The organism is Ruminococcus sp. RTP21359st1_H3_RTP21359_211015 (assembly GCF_040909065.1).
Lineage (GTDB): Bacteria > Bacillota > Clostridia > Oscillospirales > Ruminococcaceae > Hominimerdicola > Hominimerdicola aceti.
Window position 1 is genome coordinate 1 of sequence record NZ_JBDGDD010000049.1, and the last position, 12745, is coordinate 12745.

12 protein-coding genes and 1 pseudogene are annotated in these 12745 nt (G+C 43.1%); 6 read left to right on the forward strand and 7 right to left on the reverse strand.

The window, feature by feature from the left end; all coding sequences use genetic code 11:
* Positions 1-210: 210 nt before the first annotated feature.
* From AB5Z01_RS12970 to AB5Z01_RS12985, 4 genes and pseudogenes are all read right to left on the reverse strand, one after another.
* Positions 211-366, reverse strand: a pseudogene (locus tag AB5Z01_RS12970) (alpha/beta-type small acid-soluble spore protein); the annotation flags it as partial.
* 141 nt (positions 367-507) lie between these two features.
* Positions 508-813, reverse strand: a complete 306-nt coding sequence (locus tag AB5Z01_RS12975) for a pectate lyase-like adhesive domain-containing protein (RefSeq protein ID WP_287216363.1) — start codon at positions 811-813, stop codon at positions 508-510.
* Positions 814-929: 116 nt separating this feature from the next.
* Positions 930-2282 (reverse strand): hypothetical protein, encoded by a 1353-nt coding sequence (locus AB5Z01_RS12980; protein WP_287216364.1) that lies wholly within the window; start codon positions 2280-2282, stop codon positions 930-932.
* 83 nt (positions 2283-2365) lie between these two features.
* Positions 2366-2950, reverse strand: a complete 585-nt coding sequence (locus AB5Z01_RS12985; protein ID WP_038670874.1) for a TetR/AcrR family transcriptional regulator — start codon at positions 2948-2950, stop codon at positions 2366-2368.
* Positions 2951-3245: 295 nt separating this feature from the next.
* On the opposite strand from AB5Z01_RS12985, the gene AB5Z01_RS12990 reads away from it, so the two are divergent.
* Together AB5Z01_RS12990 and AB5Z01_RS12995 are read left to right on the forward strand one after the other, a co-directional pair.
* Positions 3246-3710, forward strand: coding sequence for a DUF3592 domain-containing protein (locus AB5Z01_RS12990; protein ID WP_022287567.1), 465 nt, complete (start codon positions 3246-3248; stop codon positions 3708-3710).
* A gap of 75 nt (positions 3711-3785) precedes the next feature.
* Positions 3786-7943, forward strand: a complete 4158-nt coding sequence (locus AB5Z01_RS12995; RefSeq protein WP_287216365.1) for a C1 family peptidase — start codon at positions 3786-3788, stop codon at positions 7941-7943.
* A gap of 58 nt (positions 7944-8001) precedes the next feature.
* On the opposite strand, the gene AB5Z01_RS13000 is transcribed toward AB5Z01_RS12995, so the two are convergent.
* From AB5Z01_RS13000 to AB5Z01_RS13010, 3 genes are all read right to left on the reverse strand, one after another.
* The gene (locus AB5Z01_RS13000; protein WP_353805456.1) at positions 8002-8424 is read right to left on the reverse strand and encodes a sugar O-acetyltransferase; all 423 of its coding nucleotides are present in this window, start codon (positions 8422-8424) and stop codon (positions 8002-8004) included.
* Positions 8361-8615, reverse strand: a complete 255-nt coding sequence (locus AB5Z01_RS13005; RefSeq protein ID WP_353805457.1) for a maltose acetyltransferase domain-containing protein — start codon at positions 8613-8615, stop codon at positions 8361-8363. Before AB5Z01_RS13005 ends, AB5Z01_RS13000 begins: the two co-directional genes overlap by 64 nt.
* Before the next feature lie 193 nt (positions 8616-8808).
* The gene (locus tag AB5Z01_RS13010) at positions 8809-8991 is read right to left on the reverse strand and encodes a hypothetical protein (RefSeq protein WP_118158331.1); all 183 of its coding nucleotides are present in this window, start codon (positions 8989-8991) and stop codon (positions 8809-8811) included.
* Positions 8992-9398: 407 nt separating this feature from the next.
* Between AB5Z01_RS13010 and AB5Z01_RS13015 the strand changes: the two genes are divergently transcribed.
* The 4 genes from AB5Z01_RS13015 to AB5Z01_RS13030 form a co-directional block, all read left to right on the forward strand.
* Entirely contained in the window at positions 9399-10304 is a 906-nt protein-coding gene (locus tag AB5Z01_RS13015; protein WP_353805458.1) for a DegT/DnrJ/EryC1/StrS family aminotransferase, read from the forward strand.
* Positions 10305-10334: 30 nt separating this feature from the next.
* Positions 10335-10667, forward strand: a complete 333-nt coding sequence (locus AB5Z01_RS13020) for a hypothetical protein (RefSeq protein ID WP_368365591.1) — start codon at positions 10335-10337, stop codon at positions 10665-10667.
* Positions 10668-10678: 11 nt separating this feature from the next.
* Positions 10679-12619 (forward strand): sugar transferase, encoded by a 1941-nt coding sequence (locus tag AB5Z01_RS13025; RefSeq protein ID WP_368365592.1) that lies wholly within the window; start codon positions 10679-10681, stop codon positions 12617-12619.
* A 7-nt stretch (positions 12620-12626) separates the two neighbouring features.
* Positions 12627-12745, forward strand: a 119-nt coding sequence (locus tag AB5Z01_RS13030) for a polysaccharide biosynthesis protein (RefSeq protein WP_368365570.1), incomplete at its 3' end; no start/stop codon positions are given.

Below are 12745 nucleotides of genomic sequence, written 5' to 3' on the forward strand. Positions count from 1 at the left end.
CTTTTTTGCTGTGTGATATATTAAAGCCCGTGAGCTTCCATATCGAGGAAATCCACGGGCTTTGTTGCGCTTTTTTTACAGCGCCTTTTGATAAGAAAATATATCGTTGTGCTGCTCCTATACTGACAGTCTAACGGCATATGTAATCTCGATGCAATGACCTGTGTTTCTTACGCTGTTTCGGGTAAATATCCATTGTTGTTCAGGACTAATTATTTTGACCATCTGACCGCCTACAGAGCCGACCTCACGAGCTGTAAGATCGCCGTTGTAGCCCTGCTTGAGGTTTACGCCAACTTCGTTAGCTGCTTCCATCTTGAACTTGTTAAGTGTTTCTCTGCCTTCCTGAGTTGTGATACCTTTCATTTTCGTATCTCCTTTTCATTTGTTTTTCGGGTTTGCAATAATATTATATGTCTGCATGATTTGATTATAAGAGGTAATTTATAGAACGAAATGGGGCGGTTTTTGGAATGAAAAAAATTAAAAGCTAAAATTAGTATGATTTTAAACGGAGCAAAATTCAAAAAAATCATTTACATATAAATTATACTTCTTTTGGAAATTGTGCGATTTTGTATAGTCACTGTTTTCAATTGTCAAAATACCACTGGACCCAGTGATTACATGCCCTGCACTGCTGCTGTATTTCAGCACATAACCGTTGAGATCAAGGGTGACGGTGCGGTTGACCACTAATGTGGTGTAAATGGTAATGTCTGACGTCAGTTTGACTGTTCCGTATGAATCTTCTCTGATTGCTGAAACCAGTTCCGCCGCTGTGGAAACTTCCGCCGTCCCACTCGCTGCCATATTATCCTCGGCAAATACACTTGTCAACACAAGGCAAAGAACCATACAAAGGGTGAGCATGATACTGAGTATTCGTTTTTTTATTTTCCGTTACCTCTGTTTTCGTGTATATCGGCTCAGTCAAGAGCGGTTATGGTAATGGTGCCGATGAACTCCATAAGAAGTGTATTGTATTCCGATTGCTCAAATATAAATTTCAATGTTATATCTTTGGCTGATGCGTCATACATTCTGTTGAAGTTAAAGGAATGATAGTCGTTACTATACGGAAGTTTTGTTCCATCTCTTTTTATGCGTGTGATATCCCTGCAAAAATCTGCATCCTCACTGCTGTCTGTCATTTGGATGCAATAATAACCGGTGCTCCCGGGAGCGTTCGAGCCGACTCCCAGAGAGCCGCTTATGATGATATTGTATGTATGCCCCTTTTTCAGCGTAATTTCATCTGGGGAAGCTGAAATCAGACCGCCTCTGTTTATTTTTTCAGTAAATCCAATTCTTGCGGAATGGTTTTGAAGAAGAGCCGTCCCTACTGACGCTTTTGCATGAAAATACCCCGGGCAGCTGCCGTTCTGACCGGCATCGCCCTTGTCGCCTTTATCTCCTTTTTCGCCTTTATCTCCCTTGTCGCCTTTGTCTCCCTTTTCGCCGTCTGTGCCGTCAACACCGTCTGTGCCGTCAATGCCTGCGGCTTTTACGCTGGTGTCGGTTTCTCCAATCCACCAGTTGCCGTTCTCGCCGATAAACGGGGTGTTTCCGTCCACACCGTCAGAGCCGTTTTGTCCGTTTGTTCCGTCCTTGCCGTCGGCTCCGTCTTTTCCGTTTATACCATCCTTGCCGTCAAGACCTTTCAAAACCGAAAGATCGTACAGGTTCAGCCATATTTCATCGCCGACATAGCGCCACTGCAGGGTGTTTTCGCTTACACGGAACTCCGGTGTCTTTCCGTTTGCTCCGTCTGCACCTTTCTGCCCGGTGGGACCTGTGATGTCGGCTATCGCCACAAGGTCCTGCCACTCATCGCCCTCGTAACGCCACTGTATGTGGGTTTCAGCTCGCTGCACCTCTATGCTTTTGGCGTTAATGCCGTCAGTGCCGTTGATACCGTCTTTGCCGTTGGCTCCGTCTTTACCGTTGGCTCCGTCTTTACCGTTGGCACCGTCAATTCCATCCTTGCCGTTTTTTCCATCGGCTCCGTCTTTACCGTCAACGCCGTTAATGCCGTTCTTACCGTCTGTTCCGTTTTCTCCGGCAGCGCCCCGCAGCTCGGTAAGCGCCACAAGGTCGTGCCAGTCGGCTTCGTCGCCGTATTTCCACTGAATCGCCGTGCCGTTGTTTCGCACCTCCGGCAGTGCGTCGCCTGTTTTTGCCGCCTTGCTCCATCCTATGGCAAGCACGCTGCAAAGCACCAAAAGAGCGGTGCAAAGCGCCAAAAGTGTACCTGTGAGTAGTTTTTTTTCTGTTTTCATCTTTTTTCCTCCGTTCGGAATTGTTTATCACGGCGGAGCTTTGCGCCGCTGCCCACGCCGTAAATGAGCGGCGGTCGATTGGCTTATGCTTGGTTTGCTTTGTACTTATCCACAAACAGGGCGACCCCCTGTTTTAAGACCTCCATCTGGGTTTTCAAATAATATTCATCCTCAAACATCGCATAATGAACGCAGGCGCGGACGAATATAAAGATCAGCGGCGTGATGACCGTATAGGGAATGCCGATCTTCGGCTCCAGCTGCTTGGCGTACTCGGTATAGCGTTCGTTCACGCCTTCAAAGAATTTCTTGCCGTGCTCGATATACTTCGGGTGCGTATATATCTGATACATCAGGCGATATTTTTTTCCATGCTTTTTTGCTGTCCAATACGGGACCTCCTTCACAAAACGGACAACATCCTCGGGGTCGGTGGGTGCCATCTCCATAAAGTCGTCCTCAACCTTTTCCATACAGTATGCCGTTGACTCAATGATCAGTTCATCAAGGTTTTTAAAATACGAATACAAATTTGCTTTCGTGCATCCGCACGCATCGGCTAGTGCTTTAATTCCTGTGCCTGTGAGCCCGTTTTCCGCATAGCACTCGAAGCACTTTTCCATTAGTTCACGTTTCCGCTCATTGTGCTGTTGCTCAGTTGTTTTCATGTTGCTTCGCTCCTTTTATGCGTACCGACCGTTCGTTTATGATTAGTATAACACAGATTTGCAACAAAGTCAAGAATTGTTCAAAAAATGAAGAAAATAAAGTTTCAACATGATCTTATAAAAAAGTCCTTACAGCAGAAAGAAAATAGCGGCTTACCTCAACGATCAAAACCGTACTAATAAATATGTCCATAAGACTTATGGAAAGATGGGATAGGCTTATTGACTTTCCATGTTCTCATATGATATAATAAATTCATATTAACACAACATTTCTGTTCAGGGGGTATATCAAATGAAAAAGCAAAATGCAGGGCTTATCGCTCTGAGTATCGTTTTTATTCTTATGGGTGGTTTCTCTACTATCTATAATCTCAGCAAGTATGTTTCAAACAGGGTTTTCATGTCAAGTGCTGAGAAAACCACAGGCTATGTGAAGTGGATAGACCATGAGCTGAAAACTTGGGGACATAACAAAAAGGCAAGCAACAAAGCTGAAACATATTACATAACTGTCGCTTTTGATGTTGGCGGCAAGGAGTACACAAGAGAGATCTTCACAGGCACATATTATGTGAGTCAGAACGAAAAAGTGAACGTGTATTACAACACTGATAAAAACGGTGAGCCTGATAAGGTCGTGACCGATATTGATAATGATAAAAGACCGTATCTCACTTGGCCGCTGATACTTTTGCTTGGCATTGTGCTGCTTGTGCTTACTAAGAAAAATATTATCTCAGTGGGGAGAAAGAGATAAAAAAGTAATCATTAAAATAGTAACCAAAAGAAACTTTGTGCAACTAAATAACAGAAAAGCAGAAAGGAGATCTTTATGAAGGTGATCTATAAATGTGCCGCCATTTTGACGGCAGCGATATTGTCAGTGCAGTTTCCTTGCGCAGCTTTTGCGGATATGGAGCATGGCGGAGATAATGACAGCCCGAAATTCAAGATGGGCAGGATAATATTTACTGATAATGGTTATGGCTACGAAAAGGAAGGTCTGGAAAAATCGGAGATCGCTGATGAAGATCTGGCCGATACGGACGACGGGGCTTCAGCTTATGCACAAAAGGCAACGGCTTCGCTGCCTGCGAAATATGACCCCAGATCTAAGAATACGCTGACGACTATCAAAAATCAGTTCCAGACAGGCACTTGCTGGGCGTTTGCGGCACTTTCCTGCACAGAGAGCAATCTTATTCAAAAGGGGCTTGAAAATCAAAACGTGCAGTTTTCTGTGCCGAGCCTTGTCCTCTCTACATATGCTAACGGCGGATTTGACGAGTCAATATGGGATTGCGGCGGAACGTGGATGGATTCGTCCCTTGCAATGTCGGCTCATAGAGGACTTTGCTATGATGAATATGAGCCTTTCGTGTCCGACGGAACGGAAGCCACTATCGTATCTGAGGATAAAAAGGGCGTTTGCGAATATCAGCTTAATTACGCTTCCACTATCACAGGCGGACGAAACGCCATTAAAAACAAGATAAAAGAGCTTGGCGGAGTAATGGTGAGCTATTATGCAGACGACCTGTATATGACCTTTGATAACAAAAGCTATTACGATCCGGAAACTACAAAATATAGTGGAATAAATCATGCCGTAAGCGTAGTGGGCTGGGATGATAATTATAGCAAGTCAAATTTCCTTGCAGGCTATCAGCCAAAGAAAAACGGGGCATGGCTCGTGAAAGGCTCTTGGGGAGTATCCAGTGGCACGGACGGTTATTACTGGATATCCTATGAAGAGGCAGAAATGACCGATTGGGTGGCGTTCGACCTCACTGAAAGCTGTGATAATAATTACCATTATCCTGCTAATAAGGATAATTCTATATTTTATGTTAGCAATGAAAACAAAATGAGCGGTGCTGATGTTTTTACAGCAAAAAAAGACGAGCTTCTTGACAAAGTGGGCTTTATGTATCTTGGCTACACTGGAAAGTCTGACTACACCGTGCAGGTCTACACTTCTGTTTCAGACAGCACTCCTGTGGGGATACTTGAATGTGAGGTCAGCGGAAAGGTGCAGAGCGACGGCTTTTATACTGTGGATATCCCTGATGTTGAGCTTGACGAGGGCGAAAGATATTCTGTCGTGATGACATTCAGCGGTGATGACGGCTCAGGCTATGTGACCGTTTATGGCTATTCAGACGGGGTCATGAAGCCGGGTCAGGCGTATATTTCCAATGACGGCGACAGTTGGACGGACGTTACCGACAAGGACGCTTATACTGGTCAGCCTATAATATTTGCCTATACCGATGATATAGATAAGTCTGATAAAAGCGAGCTTGAAACACTTGTGGCAAAGTATGAAAAGCAGAGCGGTTATGAGCGTGAGGTCAACAACGGCAAGAAAGTTATTGCAGACGAAAACGCATCAAAGAACGATATTACCAATGCCAAGCTTCTTATAAAGGCAAAGGCGAAAGAGATAAAGGAACAAAGCCTTGTTATAAAGACAGCGACGGATTGGAAAAACTTCGCAAAGCGTGTATCAGGCGGTGAAAGCTTTGCAGGAAAGCGTGTTGTGCTTGAAAAAGACATCGACTTCGGTGGTGCAAAGATATCGGCAGTAGGAACGGCTTCAAAGCCTTTTTGCGGATATTTTGACGGCAACGGACACGTTCTGAAAAACGCTGTTATCCAAAACAATTCTTATGCAGGTCTGTTTGGCTATGCTGAGGACAGAGCGCAGATAAGAGATCTCAGTGCTGAGAAAATAACTGTCAGCGGTAAGTACGCAGGCGGGATCGTTGGTGAATTTGATGCGGTATCTATCCAACGCTGTACGTTCAGCGGAACTGTCAAGGGTACAAGCTCGGCAGGCGGAATCGTGGGCAAAGCAGGTGGTCTGACCCTGACAGAGTGTGCTTCAGACCTTGCAAAGTCAAGCAGTTCAAATGCTAAAGCTATGGTGGGCAGCATTGATAATGACGCTTTTTATTATGGACAGCAATATGCCGTTTGCTGGTATAACGGCAACTTTTCTGACAGCAAGGTAAAGAAAACGGCTTTGTCTAACGTTACAAGCTCTGCAGCTTATTCGCTGAATACCGTTGGTGGAAAGCAGACAGACAGCGGCAGGTGGACAATGGCAGGCGGCAAAGCAAGGCTAACTCGTCCTGGGGAGCAGGCTTCCCACAAGATAACATTTGAAGCCCCTGACGGCAAGCATTATGCCTGCACTGATAATGACGGCAAGGTGAAATATCCTGCTGTCAAAGTGCAAAGCGGTTATGCTCTTAAATGGTACAAGAACGGCATTGCTGTCGATGCGAATACAGTTTATACTGCTGACAGCACAGTAAAGGCAAAGCTTGTTGAAGCAAAATTTGTCACTATCGACTATGTTTTAAATGGCGGCACGAACAGCACAGGCAATCCAGAATACCTCAGCAAAGGCGAAAGCGTTACGCTTTCCGAGCCGACAAAAGAGGGTGCAGACTTTGCAGGCTGGTATGATAACGCTGCACTTTCAGGTGAAAGAATAGAAAGCATCTCATATTCAGGCGGTGCAAAGACTCTTTATGCCGCATGGAAGCCTTATACATATAACGTTACGTTTGTGGATAAGGACGGCAAGGTTATAAGTCAGCAGACAGTGGAATATGGTAAGTCTGCAAAAGCTCCGAAAGCCCCTGCTATAAAGGGTCTGCGTTTTACAGGCTGGGACAAGGACTATAAAAACGTCACGGAGGATATGACTGTCACAGCGGAGTATTCTGACAGCAAGCTCATTGCAGACTGCGAGATATCAGGCTTCAAGAACAGCTTCACATACACAGGAAAGAATATTGAACAGCCTGACGTAACGCTCACCTATGAGGGCAAAGAGCTTAAAGAGGGCGTGGATTACACTGTTTATTATAAGACCAATCTTAACGCAGGACCTGCAAAAATGACCTTTGTTGGAAAAGGCGAATACAGAGGCTCTGTTGCAAAAAGCTTTACTATCCAGCCAAAGGACGCTTCCAAGTTCAAGCTTTATTATGCTACACCACTGTCGTTCACCGGCAAGGAGATAACACCTGATGTGCTTATAAAGGACGGCAATAAGACCCTAGAGCGTTATATTGATTATATGGTGATGTATTTCTCAAACGTGAATGTTGGCACGGGCAAGATAACGGTTGAATTTTACGGCAATTATAAGGGTAAGCAGACCGCTTCATTTGTTATAAATCCTGCAAAACAGCAGATACAGGTGCTTGAAACAAGATACAAGGGCTTTTTTGTGGATTTTGTGCAGAAAGGATCTGCAACAGGCTATGAGGTCCAGTATGGCACAAAATCTGATTTTTCAGATGCTTCCACATACAGATCCACCACCAACAAGACGGATAAGATGACGGTACTTGGATTAGGAGCTTCAAAGACATATTATGTAAGAGTTCGCTCTTATACTGTCAAGGGCGGAAAGACCTATTACGGCAATTGGTCAGACGCTAAAAGCATTGTGACGGCAAAGACTAATTTTGCAAACGCAAAGGTCAGCGGTATTTCTTCAAAAAGCTTTACAGGCAAGGCGATAAAGCAGAAGATCACAGTAAAATACGGCTCAAAGACCCTTAAAAACGGCACAGACTACACTGTGAAATATTCTGCAAACACAAAGGTCGGCACCGCAAAGGTGACTATCACAGGCAAGGGCATTTACGGCGGAGTTATTACCAAAAGCTTTGCTATCTATCCTGCAAAGCAGGTGATACAGAAGCTTTATGGTACATATGCAGGCTTCTTTATAGATTATGCACAGAAAGGCTCTGCCACGGGATATGAAATATCATACTCACAGCGTTCCGACTTTAAGGGAGCAAAAAGCGTAAAGGTAACAAACAACCGCACCGATAAAAAGACAGTTTCTGGACTTGCAAGATATCAAAAATATTACGTCCGTGTAAGAAGCTACACTGTCAAAGGCGGAAAGACTTATAACGGAGCGTGGTCCGATAAAAAATGGGTCTATACTCAATGATCCGACAGACGATAAAAATGCCCCTGATCATTTTCTGGTCAGGGGTAATTTTGTGTGCCTAGAAAAGTTCTGCTTTGTACTTGACAGAATCCTCTTCCGTTATTTCACGGATAACTCTGCATGGATTTCCTGCCGCAAGAGAATTTGGCGGTATGTCACGGGTGACAACGCTTCCTGCACCGATAACACAGCCCTCGCCTATGGTAACTCCGCCTGTGATGACAACATTGCTCGCTATCCAGCAGTTGGAGTGTATTGTGATAGGCTTGCCGTATTCATCATCATAAACAGTGCCGTCAGACTTTTTCTTCATGTTACGCTCCTGCCATCTGAATGGGTGAACAGGTGTGGCAATGGTGCAGTTGGGACCGAAAAACACGTTGTCGCCAATCGTCACAGGGCAGGTGTCAAGCACTGTCAGATTGAAGTTTGCATAGCAGCCTGAGCCGAACTTTGTGAAAACGCCATAGTCAAAATACACAGGACCTTGGAGAAAAATCCCTCGCCATGGTCGGGAAGAAGCTCGTCAAGGATAGCGTTTCTTCTCTCATCATCTTCATACAAACTGTTGTACTGCTGTGAAAGCTTGTGAGCCTTTGTCCTCAATTCTGCAAGCTCCTTGTCGGAGGAGTCATATATCTTTCCAGCAAGCATTTTTTCTTTTTCAGTCATTATAAAACGCCCTTTCTGTGTGTAGTTTCATTTGATTTTGTTGAGAGTATAGCACAAGTTCCGGGCTGTGTCAATAGTTTTTGGGGGTCGAGTGGTAGAATAAAAAATGGTATACAAAAAGTGGAGAATGCTTATGGGCAAAGCACTCTTCACTTTATTATACTATATGAAAAGCTTGGCAGGGTAGAAAAAGTTATAGGTAAAATCCCTGCATATAATTTGTGTACATAAATGTGTCCTCGTCATCAGCGGTATTGTCACCAGCGGGCTTTTTTCTGCCACTAACACAAGAAGCCAAAATTATCAGACCGCCTAGAACAATTGCAACGCTCACTCCAAGGGCTACCAAAACCGCACAGAAAATTTTTACTATCATAAACACCGCTCCAATCATATTTCTCATACTTCGCCATAATTACTATTATGATTATATGCTGGTTTTGCCTGATAATCAATAAAAGCCGTGTAAAATGCAGATAAAAATCAAGTCAGCTTTTGTCTGCATCAAAAATCTTGTGGTAAAAAAATTTCAAAACGTTTCATGATTTAACAATTTTAAATGAAGAAAATTATAGCTGTCAGCTTAGTATAAAAATGCACAAACTGAGCTTTTTGTAAATGGTTAGCATTGTATATTACACTGAAAATGTACGATTCTTGAAAAATTATACATAAGTATGGGGCAAATACTTGACTAGATTAAAATTTTGTGATAAAATTATTAACGTGAACAAGTGTAATTATTGTTACTTATATGAAGTAAATATGGAAGAGGGAAAAATAATGAAAAAAATAGAACCCTTTAAACAAAAAGTATGGCTTGCGTCACCTACAATGCATGGTGAGGAGCTTGAATACGTTACTGAGGCTTATAATACCAACTGGATGTCTACAGTCGGTAAGAATATAAATGAGGTCGAGAAGATAGCGGCGGAGAAGTCTGAAGTCAAGTATGCTGTTGGCCTTTCATGCTGCACGGCTGCGCTTCACTTGTGCTGTAAGCTTGCTGGCGAGAGGCTTTATGGCAAGCCTGCTATATCTCATGGCGCTCTTGAGGGCAGGAGAGTTTTTTGCAGCGACATGACCTTTGACGCTACTCTCAACCCAGTTGTTTACGAGGGCGGTATCCCTGTTTTTATCGACACTGACAGAGATACTTGGAACATGGATCCTGTGGCGCTTGAAAAGGCTTTTGAGATGTATCCTGAAGTCAAGCTGGTAGTAAGCGCTGAGTTATACGGTTTTCCTGGAAGAATGGACGAGATAAAGAAGATATGCGAGAAGCATGGTGCGCTTTTGATCGAGGACGCTGCTGAGGCTATGGGTGCTACCATTGACGGCAGACAGTGTGGAAGCTTTGGCGATTACAGCGCTGTAAGCTACAATGGCAATAAGATAATAACTGGTTCTAGCGGCGGATGTTTGCTGACTAACAGCCTTGAAGATGCAAACAAGGCTCGTAAGTGGTCAACGCAGGCTCGTGAGAATGCGGCATGGTATCAGCATGAAGAGGTCGGGTACAACTATCGTATGTCGAATGTTATTGCAGGAGTCGTTCGTGGTCAGTATCCGCATCTTGAGGAGCATATTGCGCAGAAAAAAGCAATATACGAGAGATACAAAGAGGGTCTTAAAGGGCTTCCCGTTAAAATGAATCCTATCGTTGAGGGAACAGAGCCAAATTATTAGCTGTCTGCACTTATCATAGATAAAGACGCAATGTGCAAGCAGGTCAGAAATGACAGCGAGGCTTTGTACATCAAAGAAGCTGGCAAGACTTGTCCTACTGAAATTTTGGAAGCGATAGCAAGCATAAATGCAGAGGGCAGACCAATATGGAAGCCAATGCACATGCAGCCTATGTACAGAATGCACGAGTGTGTTGGTCATAACGGCAGTATCAGATGCCGCACAAATGCTTATATTGCAGGCGGTGCAGAAGATGTAGGCGCTGATATCTTTGACAGAGGCGCTTGCCTGCCTAGCGATAATAAGATGACTGAGGAACAGCAGGAGAGAATTATTCGAGTTATCAGGAGTTGTTTTGAGTAAGGAGAGGCAGTTTGAAAAAGAGTAAGAAATTTGCTTTGCTTACGGGTGCTGTTGTAGGTGCTACTGCAATTGCGGCTCGTATTATGAAGAAAAAAGCTGAGAAAACTACATATGAAGCAGATTTGATAGAGCCTATTGAAAAAAGAAAAATGGGCTTCTATGAGAAGTATGGCAAGAGAATACTCGATATAGCCTGCGCTACGGCTGCTATAGTTGTTTTTTCTCCGCTATATTTGGGCGTTGCAGCTCTTGTTAAACTGAAATTGGGAAGTCCGGTTCTATTTACTCAGGATCGTCCTGGTCTGATTGGCAAAGACGGCAAGGAAACGGTATTTAAAATGTACAAGTTTCGTACCATGACTGATGAACGTGATGAGAATGGTGAGCTTCTTCCAGATGATGTGAGACTTACGAAGTTTGGCAAGTGGCTGAGAAATACAAGTCTTGACGAACTTCCGGAGGCATTTAATATTCTAAATGGTACAATGTCTGTAATTGGTCCACGTCCACAATTAGTCAGAGATATGACCTTTATGACGAAAGAGCAAAGGGCTAGACATACTGCAAAACCAGGTTTGTCAGGTTTGGCTCAGGTAAATGGTCGTAACGGCATTTCATGGGAAGAAAAGCTTGAATGGGATAGAAAATACATTCAGAATGTAAGCTTTGCAGGTGATGTCAAGATCATAGTCGATACTGTGAAGAAAGCGTTTATAAAGCAAGAGGGTATAACTCAGGAAGATATGGCGACTGCTGAGGATTTTGGGGATTGGTTGCTGAGGACTGAGAAGGTAGCTGAGGTGGAGTATGAAGCGAAGCAGAAGCAGGCGAAAAGTATTTTGAATGGAAGTGAAACGTTGGAAAGTGAAAATATAAAAAAAGTTCTCGTTGTTGCTAGCGTCGTATCATTTATTGAGTGGTTCAATAAAGAAAATTTGGAATATTTAAAGAATAACTTGAATTGTGAAGTGCATGTTGCATGTAATTTTGATTATATGGACGATACAGATGAAACAAGGACTAGAGAGTATATTGCAAAGTTAAAAAAAGAAGGGTTTATTCTTCATAATATTCATTTAACTCTGAAGATTAATTGGAAATACTCTGACTTTTCACTCTACAAAGACATTTTCGGTTTTTCCATATGGGTTACAATCTCGTCTTTGGCACAGAGACTTGTATTTAATATTACGCCTTCTATACTGGGTACTGTGGCAAGCAGTGCTGCAATTGCATTGTTTGGAATTGTAGCAACTATTGAAGGATATACTTATACAATTACAACAGCCATAAACGGTATGTTTATGCCGAAAATCTCAAGAATATATGAACGCGGCGGAGAAAAAGACGAATTAATGCCGCTGATGTTAAGCGTCGGTAAATTTCAATACGCCATCAACGGTCTTATTGTAGCAGGATTTGCAGTTGTCGGGAAAGAATTCATAAACCTGTGGATGGGACCGACATACTTGGATGCTTATTATGGTATTTTGCTTGTTATCATACCGGGACTTTTCTTTAATTCCATGCAAATTGCCAACACGGCTATGATTGTAAGAAAAAAAGTGAACTTACAAGCATGGGTAAACTTAGGAATGGGAATGGTCAATGTTTTATTGTCTATCATTCTATCATCCTATTTCGGAGTAATTGGTGCTTGCATATCTATTTCAATCGCTTATATGTTACGGGCGGTGGTTTTGCTCTTTATTTATAAGAGAGTGTTAAAAATTGATATGGCAAGTTTTGTTGTAAATTGCTATTTCCGAATGGGTATCCCAATTATCATTACAATTATGCTTAGATTCTTAATGAATTCTTTATTGCCAAATGGAGGATGGCTTGTTTTGGCAGCAAAGGGCGTAGTGATTGTAGGAATATATGCTGTGGTAACATTGCTTTTAGGGCTAAACTCAGAAGAAAGGAACAAATTGTTAAGAAGAAAGGTTTAAGATGAGTATGTCACTTTTTACAAACAAAACCCTAATGATAACCGGAGGGACGGGATCATTTGGAAACGCAGTATTAAACAGATTTCTGGAAACAGATATCGGAGAGATCAGAATATTTTCGAGAGA